Source organism: Cupriavidus lacunae (assembly GCF_003353055.1).
Taxonomy (GTDB): Bacteria; Pseudomonadota; Gammaproteobacteria; order Burkholderiales; family Burkholderiaceae; genus Cupriavidus; species Cupriavidus lacunae.
This window is the reverse complement of the sequence record NZ_QKWJ01000013.1, coordinates 12,654-30,168: the sequence shown is the minus strand read 5'-3', so window position 1 is coordinate 30,168 and position 17,515 is coordinate 12,654. Positions and strand designations below refer to the sequence as shown.

General features: G+C 67.3%; 16 protein-coding genes. 1 reads left to right on the top strand and 15 read right to left on the bottom strand.

Going from position 1 to position 17,515, the window contains the following annotated elements:
- Positions 1 to 14: 14 nt before the first annotated feature.
- The 8 genes from DN412_RS13125 to DN412_RS13085 form a co-directional block, all read right to left on the bottom strand.
- Entirely contained in the window at positions 15 to 965 is a 951-nt protein-coding gene (locus tag DN412_RS13125; protein ID WP_115212041.1) for a DUF979 domain-containing protein, read from the bottom strand.
- A gap of 10 nt (positions 966 to 975) precedes the next feature.
- Positions 976 to 1,713: a DUF969 domain-containing protein gene (locus DN412_RS13120; protein ID WP_115212040.1), complete on the bottom strand. Its 738-nt coding sequence runs from the start codon at positions 1,711 to 1,713 to the stop codon at positions 976 to 978.
- A 99-nt stretch (positions 1,714 to 1,812) separates the two neighbouring features.
- Entirely contained in the window at positions 1,813 to 2,553 is a 741-nt protein-coding gene (pxpA, locus tag DN412_RS13115) for a 5-oxoprolinase subunit PxpA (RefSeq protein WP_115212039.1), read from the bottom strand.
- A gap of 79 nt (positions 2,554 to 2,632) precedes the next feature.
- Positions 2,633 to 3,652: a 5-oxoprolinase subunit C family protein gene (locus tag DN412_RS13110; protein ID WP_115212038.1), complete on the bottom strand. Its 1,020-nt coding sequence runs from the start codon at positions 3,650 to 3,652 to the stop codon at positions 2,633 to 2,635.
- On the bottom strand, positions 3,649 to 4,296 hold the full coding sequence (gene pxpB / locus DN412_RS13105; RefSeq protein WP_115212037.1) for a 5-oxoprolinase subunit PxpB: 648 nt from the start codon (positions 4,294 to 4,296) through the stop codon (positions 3,649 to 3,651). Before pxpB ends, DN412_RS13110 begins: the two co-directional genes overlap by 4 nt.
- A gap of 1,143 nt (positions 4,297 to 5,439) precedes the next feature.
- Entirely contained in the window at positions 5,440 to 6,435 is a 996-nt protein-coding gene (gene lipA, locus DN412_RS13095; RefSeq protein WP_115212035.1) for a lipoyl synthase, read from the bottom strand.
- Between the two features lie 40 nt (positions 6,436 to 6,475).
- Positions 6,476 to 7,234 (bottom strand): lipoyl(octanoyl) transferase LipB, encoded by a 759-nt coding sequence (gene lipB / locus DN412_RS13090; protein WP_115212034.1) that lies wholly within the window; start codon positions 7,232 to 7,234, stop codon positions 6,476 to 6,478.
- A 170-nt stretch (positions 7,235 to 7,404) separates the two neighbouring features.
- Positions 7,405 to 7,773 carry a DUF2917 domain-containing protein gene (locus tag DN412_RS13085; RefSeq protein ID WP_115212033.1) on the bottom strand — a complete coding sequence of 123 codons (369 nt, stop codon included), beginning with the start codon at positions 7,771 to 7,773 and terminating at the stop codon, positions 7,405 to 7,407.
- 248 nt (positions 7,774 to 8,021) lie between these two features.
- Between DN412_RS13085 and DN412_RS13080 the strand changes: the two genes are divergently transcribed.
- Positions 8,022 to 8,978 (top strand): transcriptional regulator GcvA, encoded by a 957-nt coding sequence (locus tag DN412_RS13080; RefSeq protein ID WP_115212032.1) that lies wholly within the window; start codon positions 8,022 to 8,024, stop codon positions 8,976 to 8,978.
- A 1-nt stretch (position 8,979) separates the two neighbouring features.
- Here DN412_RS13080 and DN412_RS13075 read toward each other — a convergent pair whose 3' ends face one another.
- From DN412_RS13075 to DN412_RS13045, 7 genes are all read right to left on the bottom strand, one after another.
- On the bottom strand, positions 8,980 to 10,056 hold the full coding sequence (locus DN412_RS13075; protein ID WP_115212031.1) for a tyrosine recombinase XerC: 1,077 nt from the start codon (positions 10,054 to 10,056) through the stop codon (positions 8,980 to 8,982).
- Positions 10,057 to 10,081: 25 nt separating this feature from the next.
- Positions 10,082 to 10,768, bottom strand: a complete 687-nt coding sequence (locus DN412_RS13070; protein ID WP_115212030.1) for a DUF484 family protein — start codon at positions 10,766 to 10,768, stop codon at positions 10,082 to 10,084.
- A gap of 89 nt (positions 10,769 to 10,857) precedes the next feature.
- Positions 10,858 to 12,000: a rod shape-determining protein RodA gene (rodA, locus tag DN412_RS13065; RefSeq protein ID WP_115212029.1), complete on the bottom strand. Its 1,143-nt coding sequence runs from the start codon at positions 11,998 to 12,000 to the stop codon at positions 10,858 to 10,860.
- A gap of 11 nt (positions 12,001 to 12,011) precedes the next feature.
- Positions 12,012 to 14,318 carry a penicillin-binding protein 2 gene (gene mrdA, locus DN412_RS13060; RefSeq protein ID WP_115212028.1) on the bottom strand — a complete coding sequence of 769 codons (2,307 nt, stop codon included), beginning with the start codon at positions 14,316 to 14,318 and terminating at the stop codon, positions 12,012 to 12,014.
- A 40-nt stretch (positions 14,319 to 14,358) separates the two neighbouring features.
- The gene (gene mreD / locus DN412_RS13055; protein ID WP_115212027.1) at positions 14,359 to 14,871 is read right to left on the bottom strand and encodes a rod shape-determining protein MreD; all 513 of its coding nucleotides are present in this window, start codon (positions 14,869 to 14,871) and stop codon (positions 14,359 to 14,361) included.
- Positions 14,868 to 15,830: a rod shape-determining protein MreC gene (gene mreC, locus DN412_RS13050; protein WP_115212026.1), complete on the bottom strand. Its 963-nt coding sequence runs from the start codon at positions 15,828 to 15,830 to the stop codon at positions 14,868 to 14,870. Before mreC ends, mreD begins: the two co-directional genes overlap by 4 nt.
- A 196-nt stretch (positions 15,831 to 16,026) precedes the next feature.
- Positions 16,027 to 17,070 carry a rod shape-determining protein gene (locus DN412_RS13045; RefSeq protein ID WP_008648066.1) on the bottom strand — a complete coding sequence of 348 codons (1,044 nt, stop codon included), beginning with the start codon at positions 17,068 to 17,070 and terminating at the stop codon, positions 16,027 to 16,029.
- Positions 17,071 to 17,515: the final 445 nt, after the last annotated feature.

The window sequence follows — 17,515 nt, the reverse complement described above, 5'->3', positions numbered from 1 at the left end:
CGGGGCTCCGCGGGTTACATGAGGAAGTACAGCAGCGCGATATTGGCCACCAGGATCGCCAGCGCGGTCGGCACCTGCGCGCGGATCACGGCGTTCTTGTCGTCGAGTTCCAGCAGCGCCGCCGGCACGATATTGAAGTTGGCCGCCATCGGCGTCAGCAGCGTACCGCAATAGCCCGAGAACATGCCGATCGCCGCCATCACCGCGGGATTGCCGCCGAACATGCCGACCAGGATAGGAACGCCCACGCCGCCGGTCATCACCGGGAAGGCCGCGAAGCCATTGCCCATGATCACCGTGAACAGCGCCATGCCCGCGCAGTAGACCGCCACCGCCACCAGCTTGTAGTCCATGTTGATATAGGCGGTGGTCAGGTGCGCCACGGCCTTGCCCACGCCCGCGTCGGCAAACACCAGGCCCAGCATTGCCAGCATCTGCGGCAGCACCAGCGCCCAGCCCAGCGAATCGGTCAGGCGGCGCGATTCGCGCAGGCCCTGCGTCACGGTGTCGCGCGTGAGCCAGCACACCACCGCCAGCGAGATCAGGCAGCCGATCCCCAGCGAGACGAAGGTCACGTTCTTGGGATCGAGCAGCGGCACGCCGGCGATCTTGACGTCCTTGAACAGCACGGTGCCGATCACGGTCACCAGCGGGATCAGCAGGGCCGGGATGAACAGCTTGTTGCCCAGGCGGCGCGCGCTGGCGCGGCGCTCTTCTTCGGGCAGGCTCCCATGCTTGCCGTGGCCGACGCCGCCAAAGCCCGCAATCAGCGCCATCACCACCGCGCCGATGCCGACCGCGGCCGGCGGCAGCCGGTCGCCGATCAGGAACACGATGGCATACAGCAGCCAGAACAGGCCGGTGCTGAAGCGGCGCGGATGCTCGCGGTCGGCGAAGGTCATCAGCGCGGTGATCGCCAGCACCAGGCCGGCGAGCCAGTAGAGATACTCGATGGAAATGATCATGGCGCGCTCCTTATTCGCCGCTCTTGGGCGTCGCGGCAGCCGCGGCGGAAGGGGCAGCCTTGCCGCCCAGCTCGCGCTCGAGCCAGCCGTCCAGGCGCTTCAGGCGCACGGCATGGATCAGGAAGGCGCAGATCGCGGTGGGGATACCCCACACGGCAATACGCAGCGGCTCCACGTCGATGTTCGACGACAGCAGGAAGGTGTGCATCAACGCGATCGCGCCGAACGCCACGAAAATATCCTCGCCGAAGAACAGACCCACATTGTCGGTGGCGGCGCAAAAGGCCAGCACGCGCTGGCGCACCGGCTCGGGCAGGTGACCGAAGCGGTTCTCGGCCGCGCCCTCGGCCATCGGCGCCAGCAGCGGGCGCACCATCTGCGGATGGCCGCCCAGGCTGGTCAGGCCGATCGCGGCGGTCAGCTCGCGCACGCCCAGGTAGACGATCAGCAGCCGGCCGACCGTGGCCGAGGCTATGCGCGCGATCCACGCCTGCGCATGCTCGCGCAGCCCGTGCCGCTCCAGCAGGCCGATCACGGCCAGCGGCAGCAGGATGATCAGCGGCAGGTTACGCGCCTTGACGAAGGCGGTGCCGATCGCGGAGAAGATCTGCATCAGCGGCATCGGCGCGGCCAGCCCCGTGGCCAGCGCGGCGAGCACCACCACCAGCATGGGATTGAAGCGCAGCACGAAGCCGATGATGATGACGCCGACCCCGACAAGGGGCCAGAGATTGACTGCCTGTTCCATAAGAGACACCAAACGAGTGTGATGGAGGCAACGGCCGGCAGCCGTCTTACCGCACGACGGGGCCGGCCGCGGTGAATGCTGGCGACTGATGCGTAGCGCTCAGTCGCCGGCGCGGATCGCGATGCCCTCTGCGCCCAGCCGTTCCCGGATGCGGCGCGCAAAGGCCAGCGCGTGGGCGCCGTCGCCGTGCAGACACACGGTTTCGGCTTGAATCGGTACCCAGCTGCCGTCGATGGCGCGCACGCGTTTCTCGCGCACCATGGTCAGGGTCTGGTTCAGGGCGACTTCCTCGTCCTCGTGCAGCGCGCCCGGCGTGCCGCGCCTGACGAGCGTGCCGTCGGGGTTGTAGCCGCGGTCGGCAAAGACCTCCTGCTTGACGCGCAGGCCGGCTTCCCTGGCCACATTGATCATCTGGCTGCCGGCCAGGCCGAAGAAGACCAGGTCGGAATCGAAGTCGCGCACCGCGCGCACGATGGCGCCGGCCAGTGCCGGATCGCGCGCGGCCTGGTTGTACAGCGCGCCATGCGGCTTGACGTGGTGCAGCTCGCCGCCCTGCGCGCGCACGATCGCATCGAGCGCGCCGATCTGGTACAGCACGTCGGCATAGACGTGTTCCGGGTCGCGCTGCATCTCGGTGCGGCCGAAGTTCTCGCGGTCCGGGTAGCTCGGGTGCGCCCCGATCGCCACGCCGCGCTCCAGCGCCCACTTCACGGTCTGCACCATGGTGGCCGCGTCGCCCGCGTGCCAGCCACATGCGATATTGGCCGAGCTGATCAGCGCCAGCAGCGCCTCGTCGTTGTCACAGCCTTCGCCAAGGTCGGCGTTCAAATCGATCTGCATTACCTTTCTCCTGTGCGGCGCATTGCGTCGCCCGATTGCTGTTGCGCGTGCGCGCTTAAGCGGCCACTTATGCCACCACTTATGCCGCCACGCGCGTGCCTGCGCGCCGCCGCGCGGCGATGGGCATGCCATCGCCCTGCCACTGCAGCGCCTGGTCGATCTGGCGCAGGTAGCGCGCCAGCTCAGCCTGCGCCGCCTCTGCCTGCGCCACCGTCACCTGCACAAAGCGCACCGGCGCCCCCAGCGGCACCTGCGCCAGCCGCCACAGGTCCGCGCCGATCACCACGCCGATCTTGGGATAGCCGCCGGTGGTCTGCGCATCGGCCATCAGCGCGATCGGCTGGCCGCCCGGGGGCACCTGCATCACCCCCGGCACCACGCCATGCGACAACAAGTCGGCGCTGCGCTCGGTGCGCCGCGCCAGCGCGGGCCCGTTCAGACGCAGCCCCATGCGGTTGCTGTTGGGCGTGACGGTCCAGTCGGCCTGCCACAGCGCGGCCTGGGATGCCGTGTCAAAGTCCTCGTATTCCGGGCCGGGCAGCATGCGGATCGCCGTGGCCTTGCCTTCGACGGCAGCGGGCAGCGCCCACGCCGGCGCCTGCACGCCGATCCAGTCGGTCTCGGCCGCCAGTCCCGGGCGCCCCGCGGCAAGGCGGTCGCCCTCCCGCAGCGCGCGTCCGCCCAGTCCGCCGATGCCGGATTTAAGGTCGGTGCTGCGCGAGCCCATCACCGGCTCGACGTCGATGCCGCCGGCCGCGCACAGGTACACGCGCGTGCCGCCGCGCGTCGACGGCAACGTCAGCGTCTCGCCCTTGTGCACATCGAAGGCATGCCACGACCACACCGGCACGCCGTCCAGGTTGGCGCCGCATTCGGCACCGGCCAGCGCCACGCGCATATCGGCATGAAAGCGCAGCGCGGCGCGGCCCAGCGTGAATTCAATGGCGGCGCAGCCCGGCGCATTGCCGAGCAGGCGGTTGCCCACCTCCACCGCCAGTGCGTCCATCGCCCCGCAGCGGCCGACGCCAAACCGGCGAAAGCCGGTACGGCCCAGGTCCTGCACCGAGGCGAGCGCGCCGGGACGAAGGATCTCAATCACGCGATGATTTCCTCGGCGACAAAGCGCACGGTGTCGCCAGGCGCGAACAGGGACGGTGGATCGCGGTCCGCCACGAAGAGCTGGGCGTCGGTGCGCCCGATCAACTGCCAGCCGCCCGGCAGCACCGCCGGATAAATCCCGGTCTGCTCGCCGCCGATGCCGACCGAGCCCGCCGGCACCGCCACCCGCGGTTCACGCCGGCGCGGCGTGGCCAGCTCCGGTGCCAGCCCGCCCATATAGGCAAAGCCGGGCTGGAAGCCCAGGAAGTAGACGACGTACTCGCCGGCAGCGTGGCGGCGCACCACTTCCTGCGGCGTGAAGCCGGTATGGGCGGCCACATCGCCCAGGTCCGGGCCATGCTCGCCGCCGTATCGCACCGGGATCTCCACCAGCTTGCCGGTCGCATTGCGCGTCTCGCCCGAGGCCCATGCGAGCTTCAGGTTGCGCTCCAGCGCGTCCACATCGGCGCTGCCGTCGAAGATCACCGTCAGATTGTTCATGCCCGGCACCACGTCCACTACCCCGCGCCAGTCCGCGGCCCGGGCGGCCATCGCCCAGATGCGGCGCTGGACTTCCAGCGAGGCGGGGGGAGCCACGCTGTACAGCAGCGCCTGTTCGGCGAGTCGGTAGACGGTGCAGGTCATGGGAGTCCCGGTAGCGCACTTGCTACCAGTTTAGGCAGGCGGGCTGAAAATGTGACGTATTTGTATTTCATCGATGATTTATCGATGAATTCATCATATCGAAATGAGGGAGGGGGAAATAGTCAGGGATGACCCTTAGGGGGGTTGGTCGACTGGGTTGGGCGTAGCTGGCGGGGCTTCTTGCTCGTTAGCTTGGTTATGTAGGTCGGGTTCGATGTTGTCGTAGGTTTAACCGCCTGGTTCCGCCCTGCTGGGCGGGTCACTTTTTGTCCGAGCGACAAAAAGTAACCAAAAAGCGCGTCGCCTCAGGCGGCTGGCCACCAATTTGATGGTGGGGGTGGTTCGGGCGGCGGTGCTTGCCATTTGGCGTGGTTGGCCGTTCGAGCCTGCTACGCACCCTGTCTGTGCCCACATCAACGGACTATTGGACGAACCCGACTTTAGGCTGTTGGCAGCCTGCTAAGCACCGCGTCGGTGGGACGCCTTCGGCTGCGCTTCGCGCCGGCCCTAACGTGGCAGAGCTGCGGACCACTTGCTGATTTGCGCCTTTGACCCGGCATCACGACGGCGCCATGCGAGCGCAGCGACGCACTCCGTGCCAGTGCCTTCGACCTACGATACTGAGTGCGCGCAGCGCAGCCGTAGGCGTCCCACCGATAACGTGTTTAGCAGGCTGCCAATAGCCTAAAGTCGGGTTCGTCCAATAGTCCGTCGACGTAGGCACCGGACAGGGTGCGTAGCAGGCTCGAACCACCCACCACATCGAACGGAAATCACCACCGCCCGAATCACCCCCGCCGCCAAATTGGTGGCCAGCCGCCTGAGGCGACGCGTTTTTTGGTTACTTTTTGTCGCTCGGACAAAAAGTGACCCGCCCAGCAGGGCGGAACCAGGCGGTTAAACCTACGACAACATCGACCCCGACCTACATAACCAAGCTAACGAGCAAGAAGCCCCAACCCAACCCAAGAACCAAAGAACCAAAGAACCAAAGAACCAAAGAACCAAAGAACCAAAGAACCAAAGAACCAAAGAACCAAAGAACCAAAGAACCAAAGAACCAAAGAACCAAAGAACCAAAGAACCAAAGAAAAACGGCCGGGAATCCCGGCCGTTTTTCATTCAATCCACTGACAAACCCACTCAAGCAAACCCCGCCTGATGCGCCTGCTGATCAGCATGGTACGAACTCCGCACCATCGCCCCCACGGCCGCGTGGGTGAAGCCCATCTTATAAGCCTCTTCCTCGAACATCTTGAACGTGTCGGGATGCACATAGCGCAGCACCGGCAGGTGATGGTTCGACGGTGCCAGGTACTGCCCGATGGTCAGCATGTCGATATCGTGCGCGCGCATGTCACGCATGACATCGAGGATTTCCTCGTCGGTCTCGCCCAGGCCCACCATCAAACCGGACTTGGTCGGCACGTTCGGGTTGCGGCGCTTGAATTCCTGCAGCAGCTTGAGCGAGTGCTCGTAGTCAGCGCCCGGGCGCGCCTGCTTGTACAGGCGCGGCACCGTTTCCATGTTGTGGTTCATCACGTCCGGCGGGCACGCCTGCAGGATGTCCAGCGCCTTGTCCAGGCGGCCGCGGAAGTCGGGCACCAGCACTTCGATGCGGGTAATGGGCGAGAGCTCGCGCGTCTGCGAGATGCAATCGACATAGTGCTGGGCACCGCCGTCGCGCAGGTCGTCGCGGTCGACGCTGGTGATCACCACGTAGTTCAGCTTGAGCTGGGCGATGGTGCGGGCCAGGTTGCCCGGCTCGTTCACATCCAGCGGATCGGGGCGGCCGTGGCCCACGTCGCAGAACGGGCAGCGGCGGGTGCACTTGTCGCCCATGATCATGAAAGTGGCGGTGCCCTTGCCGAAGCACTCGCCGATATTGGGGCAGCTGGCTTCCTCGCACACCGTCACCAGGTTGTTGGCGCGCAGGATGTCCTTGATCTCATAGAAACGCGAACTGCCGGTGGCGGCCTTCACGCGGATCCAGTCCGGCTTCTTGAGCTTTTCGGCCGGCACGATCTTGATGGGGATGCGTGCGGTCTTGTCGGCCGACTTCTGCTTGCGGGTCGGGTCGTACTGCTCCGCGGGGGACTGCGGGGCTTCGCTGGAAGTGGCGATCAGGGCGTCGCTCATACATTTCTCCGCACGCGCTCAGCGTGCATTTCGCTTTTGACTAGGAGGCCAGGGCCGTTTCACCCGGCTGCTGCTTGGCTTCAGCCGGGGCGGCAATTCCTTCGGCAGCCGGCGCGCGGGCTTCATGCGCTGCCAGCACCTCGCACAATGCTGCCGCCAGGCGCTGTGCGATTTCCGGTTGTTGTGCCGCGGTCACGGGCAAGGGGGCGCCGTTGGCATCCGCCGCCGCGAAGGTGGCGCCCGCGGTGGCCATGTCGACTGTTTCCAGCCCGGCATAGCCGCAGGGATTGATGCGCAGGAACGGCGACAGGTCCATCTGCACGTTGAGGCTGACGCCGTGGTAGCTGCAGCCGTTGCGGATCTTGAGGCCGAGCGCGGCAATCTTGGCGCCCTGGTGCGGCCCGTCGGACAGGTAGATGCCGGGGGCGCCGGGCTTGCGTTCGGCTGCGAGATTATACGCCGCGAGCGTGTCCAGCACCGCCTGCTCGATGCCATGCACCAGCTCGCGCACCATCAGGCGGCGGCGGCGCAGGTCGAGCAGCAGGTAGGCCACGACCTGGCCGGGACCGTGATAAGTGATCTGGCCGCCACGGTCGATCTGCACCACCGGAATCTGGTCGTCCGGGGCCAGCAGGTGTGCGGGGTCGCCCGCCTGGCCCAGGGTGTAGACCGGCGGATGCTCGACCAGCCAGACCTGGTCGGGCGTCTCGGGCGTGCGTGCGGCGGTGAAGGCGCGCATCGCGTCGAAACACGGCTGATAGTCCTCGCGGCCGCGTTCGATGACTTGAATCGGATGCATGGCGAGAGTGTAACGAAAAGGGCCGGCTTGCGCCGGCCCTGCCTCGGTCACTTCTGCTGCCCGCTCAGGGTGCCTACCGGTGGGAATCGTCCGATGCGTCACGCGACCAGACCAGGCGCAGATGCGCGCGATCGCGGTGTGATGTGGACGATGCCCCGCCAGCCTTCGCCTCAGGATGCGGTGATCTGGTCCTGGTTAGGCGTCCAGTCCGTGCCTCGAATCAGGCGGCGCAGGCTGCGGTACACCAGGTGCGGCACGTCGGCCAGCGCCAGCGCCGGGCGGCGTGCTTCGGCAATGAGGGCGAGCCGCACCGGGTCCGGCGCACGCGGGTCGACGCTCAGCACCACCTCGTCCCCCGAGCGCAGCAGCAGGCTGCCGCCACAACGCAGCCAGTAGTCCTCCGAATCATTCTCGCGGGTCAGCCATACGTCGGTGCCGCGGGCCGCTTCGACATGCAGGCGTTGGGCAGCATGCACCGACAGCGTGGTGACTTCGCCAGGATTCAGGGTGAACACAGTCGTTGTGAGCACGGTTTTCATGGTGGTTCTCCGTTCAGCCGGCCTCGGCGGGGATGCGCCAGACGCAGTACGAATTCGCGGCGAGGTACCGGAACTGGCCCGGCAAGGGGACCAGGCCAGTTAAATCCTATGAATTTCGCCGTGAAGTAAATGACTACTGCGGGGGCCGGTGATGGAATATTAGTGATTGCCCGACCACTATCAAAACGATATATTTTCCTTGTTCTTGTTAGACAAATTCACATACACACGACCGTCTGGAGACCACCATGGCCTGGAAGAGCGCCTGGGAAAAGGACCTGCCGCGCGGCTGGCACCGCGAACTGCCGCGCCTGCCGGCGCTGACCGCGCTGCGCGCCTTCGAGGCCGCGGCGCGGCACGAGAGCTTTTCGCGCGCGGCCACGGAGCTGTTCGTCACCCACGGCGCGGTCAGCCACCAGATCCGTGCGCTGGAAGAAGAGCTGGGCATGCCGCTGTTCGAGCGCCACGGCAAGCGTGTGGCACTGACGCCGGCGGGGCGCCTCTATGCCGAGCGCGTGCGCGACGCCCTGCTGCAGATCGCCGATGCCACGCGCGCGCTGCAGGCCGGCAACCGCGACAAGCGCCTGACCATCAGCACCATGCCGTCGTTTGCCGCGCGCTGGCTGACGCCGCGCATCGGCAGCTTTATCGAGCGCCACCCGGAACTGGATGTCGAGCTGCTGTCGTCGAACACCCTGGTCAACTTTGCCCACGAGGAAATCGATCTCGCACTGCGCATGGGCAGCGGCGACTATCCCGGCCTGTATGTGGAGCGGCTGCTGGACGACGTCTTCTTCCCGGTCTGCAGCCCGGGCTTCAATGGCGCACGCCTGCCCGAACGGCCGCAGGACATGGCCGGGCTGCCGCTGCTGCGCGGCGAGGGCGATCCGTGGAAGCCGTGGTTCGAGGCCGCCGGGCTGGACTGGCCCGAGCCGCGCAAGGGGCTGTTGCTGGAAGATTCCTCGCTGTTGCTGCAGGCGGCGTCTGAAGGCCAGGGCATTGCGCTGATCCGCTCCTCGCTGGCCTATAACGACCTGCTGGCCGGCCGCGTGGTGCGGCTGTTCGATGTCAGCATCCCATGTCCGTGGCTGCTGTACTTCGTGTGCGCGCCGGGCTCATTGAACCTGCCCAAGGTGCAGGCCTTCCGCGGCTGGCTGCTGCCCGAGATCGAGCGCTTCCGCGAGGTGCTGGCGCAGTGGGCGTGAACTAGTCTTCCGACGTTTCGTCAGGATCGGCCAGATCAGCCAGATCAGCCGCCGGCCTGGCGCGCGCCCGGCCGGCACGGGGATGGGCCTTGTCGTAGACCTTCGCCAGGTGCTGGAAATCGAGCGCGGTATAGACCTGCGTGGTCGAGATGCTGGCGTGGCCCAGCATCTCCTGCACCGCGCGCAGGTCGCCGGAAGACTGCAGCAAGTGGGTGGCGAACGAATGCCGCAGCATATGCGGATGCACGTCGGCCGGCACGCCGGCGCGCAGGGCCTGCTCCTTGAGCCGCAGTTGCACGGTGCGCATCGACAGGCGCCGCCCGCGCGGACCGAGGAACAGCGCGTTGGCATCTTCGGGCGCGGCGACGGGGCGCAGCAGCGTGTCACGCACCGCCAGCCACGCATGCAGCGCCTCGATGGCCTTGCTGCCGACCGGCACCGAACGCTGGCGCGACCCCTTGCCGGTCACGGTGACTTCCGCGCCGGCCAGGTCAAGCCAGCCGCTGGAGCGGTAGCCGTCGGCATCCGCATAGCGCACGTCCAGCTGCACCAGCTCGGACAGCCGCAGCCCGCTTGAATAGAACAGCTCGTGGACCGCATGGTCGCGCAGCGCCTGGGCATCGGTGCCGGCAGGATGCGCGACCAGCGCCACCGCGTGCTCGACCGACAGCGCCTTGGGCAGCGCATGGCCTGAGCGCGGTGCGCGCACGCCGTCGACCGGATTCACCGTGACGCCATGGCCGTGGCGCGCCGCCCACTGGAAGAAGCCGCGCCACGCCGACAAGGTGCGCGCGATGCTGGTGCCGACCAGGCCGGCGCCATGCAGCCGCGCGGCAAAGTTGCGGATATGGTGGGTCTGCAGTGCCAGCAGGGCCACGCCGGGCGCATAGCGCGCCGCATGGCCCTGCAGCACGCGCAGGTCGCGGCTGTAGCTGGTCAGCGTGTGCTCGGCCAGCTTGCGGCTGCCGCGCAGCCAGTCGAGATAGTGCGTGACCAGCGGATCGGGGGCCGGTGGCGGGTCGTCGCCGGCAGGCACAATGTCCACCACGGCATGGCGGGGCGGCCGGCGCGCAGTCATGGGGTCAGGCGGAGGCCGTCGCGCCTCAGTCGCGCAGCCGGTGCAGCGCGGCGCCCGCAACTTCGCCGATCTGCGACAGGTAGGCGGTGCCCATGCCTTCGTGGAAACGGCGCGGATCGGGCGAGCCCAGCATCAGCAGGCCGAAGGCGGCACCGCGCACGTCGGCACCGGCCTCGGCATCGCCGGCGCGCAACGGCACGCGCAGCGTCACCATCGCCAGCGAGGTGATGTCGTCGCGCTCCAGCAGCGCCGCGGCCTCGAAGCCACTGTTGCTGCCGCAGAACGGCGCACGCAGGCCTTCGGCAAAGATGCGCAGGTCTTCGCTGGCGCCCTGCGCCACTTCCATGTGCGCGTACTGTTCGGCGACATCCCACAGCCTGAGCGCCACCGCCGGCACGTCGAACACCTGCTGCAGGCCGTCCTGCACGGCATAGGGCAGCGCGTGCGAATCGGCCTCGGCCAGCAGGCGCAGCTGCCAGGCGTGCATGCGCTGCTGGGTGCGGTCGTTGTCATGGCCGTGGCGGACCAGGTCCGCCAGGCGCAGCTCCAGGCCCTTGTTCTTCTCGCGCAGGATTTCCATCTGGCGCTCCTGCAGCGACACGGCACGGTGGCTGTGCGGGCTGGTCAGCTGCACCGCGGCCAGCAGTTCGGCGTGCTCTTCGAAGAATTCAGGATGGCTCTGCAGGTAGGCGGCAACGTCTTGGGCGTTCATGGGGCGTGGACCGGTAGAGGTAAAGTGGGTGGCAGTTTAGCAAAGGGGGCCGGCGGCTCAGCCGTGGCCCCCTTTTGACGCGTGCCGCGCTACGTCTGGATCAGCCGCTTCTGCCGCGAAATGCTCATCAGGATGCCGATGCCCGCACCCAGCGTCACCAGCGCGGTGCCGCCATAGCTCATCAGCGGCAGCGGCACGCCCACCACCGGCAGGATGCCGCTGACCATGCCCATGTTGACGAAGGCGTAGGTGAAGAAGATCAGCGTGATCGACCCCGCCAGCAGCCGCGAGAACAGCGTCGGCGCATTGGCCGCGATAAACAGGCCGCGGAAAATCAGCAGCAGGTACAGCACCAGCAGCAACGCGTTGCCGATCAGGCCGAACTCTTCCGAGTACACGGCGAAGATAAAGTCGGTGTGCTTTTCCGGAATGAACTCCAGGTGCGTCTGCGTGCCCTTGAGCCAGCCCTTGCCCTGCACCCCGCCGGAGCCGATCGCGATGATCGACTGGATCGTGTGGAAGCCCTTGCCGAGCGGGTCGGTGGTCGGGTCCAGCAGCGTGCAGATGCGGTGCTGCTGGTAGTCGTGCAGCACCGGCCAGTTCACGCCCGGCGCGCACATGTCGTTCTGGAAGGTGATCAGCAGCGTGACCGCGACCACCAGCAGCCCCAGCAGCGGCAGGATCAGCCTCCACGACAGGCCCGCGAAGTAGATCACGTACACGCCCGCCGCCATCACCAGCAGCGCCGTGCCCAGGTCGGGCTGCTTGGCGATCAGGCCGACCGGGACCAGCAGCAGCAGCAGCGCCACGACAAAGTCGAACCACTTGATCACGCCCTCGCGCTTCTGGAAGTACCAGGCCAGCATCAGCGGCATCGAGATCTTCATGATTTCGGACGGCTGGATCACCATGCCGACATAGAGCCAGCGGCGCGCGCCCTTGCGGATCAGGCCGAACATGGCCACCGCGATCAGCAGCGCCACCCCGACCGTGTACATGGGCACCGCCACCCGCATCAGCGTCTGCGTGGGCAGGTAGGCGATCACCAGCATCACCACGTAGGACAGCAAAATGTTGCGCAGCTGGTCCTCGACCCGGCCCGGCATGTCGATGGCGGCCGAGTACAGCGCCACGATGCCGGTGGCGAACAACAGGAAGACGATCAGCGAGAGTGGCTTGTCGAAGCCGCTCAGCGCGGACTTGATGAATGACAGGACGCGGCGTCGATCCATGCGCGTCTCCTTCAGCGAGTGGCGTCGGCGCCGCTGGCTGCCTTGGCAGCCACGGGCTTGACGCGTGGTTTGGGCGCGGGCGCCTTGGCCGGCACGAGCGGCGCTGAGGCCGGCGGCGGCAATTTCGGCTTGCTGTGGCCGAGCGCCTGCAGCATGCGTTCGTCCAGCGTCTGCACGGCCGAGGCCGGCGCGATCGCGGCCGGGTCCAGCGCTGCCGCGATCACGTCTGAGGCGCCGGTGCGCGCGCCCGAGGCCGCGGCCACCGCGCTGGCGGCTGCGCCGCTGGCCGGCGCGCCGCCGCCCGACATCACCGTGGCGCTGGCGATGCTGGCGGTCTGGCCGGTGGTAAACACGCTCGGCGTATCCACCGGCGGCCGGCCCGCCATGCGCTCGGCTTCCGGCGGCGCGATGGCTTCCAGTTCCGCCGGCCATTTGCCGGTCAGGTAGTAATCCATCACCTTGCGCGCGATCGGCGCGGCCACCGCGGCGCCGAAGCCGGCGTTCTCGACGATCAGCGCGATCGCGATCCTGGGGTTGTCCGCGGGCGCGAAGGCCGTGTACAGCGAGTGGTCGCGCTTGCGCTCGTCCAGCGCGTGGTGGTTGTACTTCTCGCCCTTGCCCAGGCTGTAGGTCTGCGCCGTGCCGGTCTTGCCCGCCGACTCATAGGCGGCCCCGGCAAACGCGCGCGCGGCCGTGCCGGAGTGCGTCACCGCCACCATGGCGCGCTTGATCACATCGATATCGGCCTGCTTGAGCGGAATGCGATAGCTTTCCTTGGGCACCGTCAGCGAACGCTTGCGCGTGACCGCGTCTTCCACTGCCTTGACCAGGTGGGGCTTCATCACGCTGCCGTTGTTGACGATCACCGAGGTGGCCTGCGCCAGCTGCAGGATGGTGAAGCTGTTGTAGCCCTGGCCAATGCCCAGTGAAATGGTCTCGCCGTCGTACCACTTCTGCTGCTCGGGCTTGCGGTAGGCGCGGCGCTTCCATTCGGTCGACGGCAGGATGCCGCGGCTTTCGCCCTCGATATCGATACCGGTGATCTGGCCGAAGCCCAGCGGCTTCATGAAGTCATGGATGCCGTTGACGCCCATGTCGCGCGCCAGCGCGTAGTAGTAGGTGTCGCACGACTGCACGATCGAGCTGTGCATGTCGACCCAGCCGTGCCCGCCCGGCTTGTCGTCGCGGAAGGTATGGTTGCCCAGCGTGAAGAAGCCGGGATCGTGCATGCCCCAGTTGGCGGTGCGCTTGCCGGTGGCCAGCGCCGCCAGCGCCATGAACGGCTTGTAGGTCGAGCCTGGCGGATAGGTGCCCCTGAGGGGTCGGTTCAGGAGCGGCTTGTCGGGCGAGCTGTTGAGCTCGTTCCAGGTATTGGTGTCGATGCCTTCCACGAACAGGTTGGGGTCGTAGGTCGGCTTGGAGACAAAGGCCAGGATGTCGCCGGTGGACGGCTCGATTGCCACCAGCGCGCCGCGGCGGTCGCCGTAGAGCGCTTCGGCCAGCTGCTGCAGGCGGATATCGAGCGACAGGATCAGGTTGTTGCCGGGCGTGGCGGGCGAGGTCGACAGCGTGCGGATCGGGCGCCCGCCCGCGCTCACTTCCACTTCCTCGAAGCCGGTCAGGCCGTGCAGCTCGCTCTCGTAGCTCTGCTCCAGGCCGATCTTGCCGATGTAGTTGGTGCCCTTGTAGTTGTCGGCATCCTTGCGCGGGTCGTACTTGGCGCCCTCGGCGTCGTTGGCCTCGTCCATGGCCTCGATGCGTTCCTGGTCGCGCTGCGAGATGCGGCCCAGGTAGCCGATCACGTGCGAGGCCGACTCGCCCAGCGGGTACTGGCGGAACAGCCGCGCGCGCACGTCCACGCCCGGAAAGCGGAAGCGCTGCGCGGAAAAGCGCGCCACTTCCTCGTCGGTCAGCTGGCTGCGGATCGGCAGGCTTTCAAAGCTGCGCGACTCTTCCATCAGCCGCTTGAAGCGGCGCCGGTCGCGCGGCTGGATGTCGACCAGCCCGGACAGGCTCTCGATGGTGTTGTCCAGCGTATCGGTCAGCTTGGACGGCGTGACCTCGAGTGTGTACGCCGAATAGTTGCGCGCCAGCACGACCCCGTTGCGGTCCATGATGATGCCGCGGTTGGGCTCGATCGGCGCCACCGAGATGCGGTTGTCCTCGGCCTTGGCCGAGTACTGGTCATGCTTGTACCACTGCAGCCACAGGAAGCGCGAGAACAGCAGGCCAAAGCAGATCACCGTGAACAGGGCCGCAGCCGCCACGCGGATGCGGAAGCGGCCGATTTCCAGTTCGACGTTGCGGATTTCGGTCATGGTACTGCTTGGGCCCGGAGATTAGCGTTTAGGTGCGGCGTCAGATCGGACGGGTTTCGTCGACATCGTTCGAACGGCGCTGCGGCGCCAGCAGCAGGCTGGTGGCCAGCGGCCACAGCAGCGCCTCGATAGCCGGCGCCAGCAGCAGCGGCCAGCCCGGCAGCGGCGCGCCCATGGCCAGCCGGATCAGCACCGGCACCGCGTGTGCGATGAACAGCAGCGGCAGCACATGCAGCGCCTGGGTGTAGACGGTGAACCACAGCACGCGGCGGTGGATGGTGATGGCAAAGTAGGCCAGCAGCGTGTAGGCCAGCGCGTGCTCGCCCAGCAGCCGGGCATCGTGCACGTCCATCAGCAGGCCCAGCAGGAAGGCCACGCCCATGCCCACCTTGCGCGGCTGGTGGATGTTCCAGAACACCAGCACCAGCGCCACCATGTCGGGAATCCACAGCGTGGTGCCCCAGGGCATCAGGTTGAACAGGAACGCCAGCACGAAGCTGAAAGCGATAAAGGCGGGATTGACCGGCCGCAGCAGGTATTGGGGATTGGTCACGGTGCCTCCTTGGCGGGCGCGGCCTTGGCAGCCGCCGCGCTGTCGGCGGCAGCGCGCGCCGCGGCGGACCTGGAGCCCCTGAGCGGCGCCTCCGGCTTGGCCTCGACTGTTTCGCGCGCGGGGATGGCCGCGTCGTAGCGCACCACCAGCAGCTGACGGTGCGAGCGCACGCCGGCCACCGGCTCGCAATAGACGCGTGAGAACGCGGTATCGGCCTTGCGCTCGATCTGGACGATCTTCGCCACCGGCAGGCCCGGCGGGTAGGTGCCGTCCAGGCCCGAGGTCACCAGCAGGTCGCCCTGCTGCAGGTCGGCGGCGGCGGCCATGAAGCGCAGGTCCAGCTGGCCCGCGCGCGCGCCGCCGAAGGCCACGCTGCGCAGGCCGTTGCGCACCACCTGCACGGGAATCGCCTGGTCCTTGTCGGTCAGGAGCGTCACCTCGGACTGGAACGGCGACACGCGCGTGACCTGCCCCACCACGCCGCGCTCGTCGATCACCGGGTAGCCGGCGCGCAGACCGTGCTGGCTGCCCTTGTCGATCACGATGCGCTGGCTGTAGGGATCGCGCGCGTCATAGAGAATCTCGGCCGCCGTGACCGGCGTGGCCGACTGCTGCGCCAGCCCGAGCAGCTTGCGCATCTGGTTGTTCTCGGCCTCGAGCTGCGCCTGGCGCACCGAGGCCTGGGCCTGCTGCACGGCGTTCTGGCGCAGTTCGCGGTTCTCGGTGGCAAGCATCGCCGACGACTGCGCGTAGTCGAACATGGTGCGCATCGCGTCGCGCGGCGTCAGCACCAGGCGCTCGACCGGCATCAGCACGGTGGCGGCAACCTGCCGGCCCACGCTGAGCGCGTCGAAACGGGCGTCGACCACCAGCAGCGCCAGCGCGATACCCACGTACAGGACCAGCCTGGCGACAGCCGAGGTGCCTTGCTTGAAGAGCGGCGGAGGGGAGTAATCCATTTACCCGAACAAAAGCCGGAGCCCACGCGGAAACGGCCCGCCGCCCGCCGTGCCGCGCCCATATCCTGTGCAGGGATGGGCGCGGCACGACCGGGCGGCGGGGGCTGCCGGGGCCTGGCCCCGGCTGGCGAGGCGCCGCGACGCCGCCCTGATCGATCGATCCGGCAGGCCGCGCATCGCCACGTGAGCGTCCTTCTTACTCGTAGGAGAAGATGCTGCCGAGCTTGTCCATGCGTTCCAGCGCCATGCCGGAGCCGCGCACCACGCAGGTCAGCGGGTCTTCGGCCACCAGCACCGGCAGGCCGGTTTCTTCGGCCAGCAGGCGGTCCAGGTCGCGCAGCAGCGCGCCGCCGCCGGTCAGCATCATGCCGCGCTCGGCGATGTCGGCGCCCAGTTCGGGCGGGGTCTGTTCCAGCGCGATCTTCACCGCCGACACGATCTGGTTGAGCGGATCGGTCAGGGCTTCCAGGATTTCATTGGACGACACCGTGAAGGCACGCGGGATGCCCTCGGACAGGTTGCGGCCCTTGACTTCCATCTCGCGGACTTCGGAGCCCGGGAAGGCCGAGCCGATTTCCTTCTTGATGGCCTCGGCGGTCTGTTCGCCGATCAGCATGCCGTAGTTGCGGCGGATGTAGTTGACGATGGCCTCGTCGAACTTGTCGCCGCCCACGCGCACCGAACCCTTGTAGACCATGCCGCCCAGCGAGATGATGCCCACCTCGGTGGTGCCGCCGCCGATATCCACCACCATCGAGCCTGACGGCTCCGACACCGGCAGGCCGGCGCCGATCGCGGCCGACATCGGCTCCTCGATCAGGTAGACCTGGCTGGCGCCGGCGCCCAGCGCCGATTCGCGGATGGCGCGGCGTTCGACCTGGGTCGAGCCGCACGGCACGCAGATGATGATGCGCGGGCTCGGGCGCAGCAGCTTGCTGTCGTGCACCATCTTGATGAACTGCTTGAGCATCTGCTCGGTGACGGTGAAGTCGGCGATCACGCCGTCCTTCATCGGGCGGATCGCCTCGATATTGCCCGGCACCTTGCCCAGCATCTGCTTGGCTTCCTTGCCCACCGCCGTGATGGTCTTCTTGGCATTGGGGCCGCCTTCCTGGCGGATCGCAACCACCGAGGGCTCGTCCAGCACGATGCCCTTGTCGCGCATGTAGATCAGCGTGTTGGCGGTGCCGAGGTCGATTGCCAGGTCGTTGGAGAAATAGCTGCGGAGAAATCCGAACATCAGGAATCCTGTCTGTGGTGGTGTTCGCGGGTAGGCGAAGCGGCCGGCACCGCGGGCGGCCCGGCCACGAAATACGTGGTGTTGATACGGAATGGTTCTCGGCTTCCCGGTCCGCCCGCCGCCCGGCCCGGGGGCTGCCCGGGTCGGGATGGGAATGGGATCGGCACCGCCGGCGCAACGCGTGCGCCGGCCCTACGGGAACCTTTGATTAGACCCCGCGAAAAAGTTCGCGGAAATGTGCAGGCGCCGGCGCATCATGTTGACAGTCATGCAACATGCGCGGGCCGGCGGCAAGGCCTAATCAGAGGACCCAGGTTTGCCCTTCGGGCGCCTTTAAATGCCTGGCGCGGAGACGCTGGCCAGGGACCATGTTGCGGCGCGGCCCGGGAGCCGTTCCGCGGCCATGTGGCGTAGGCGTTGCCAAAGGTCGGTAACACGCAATGAT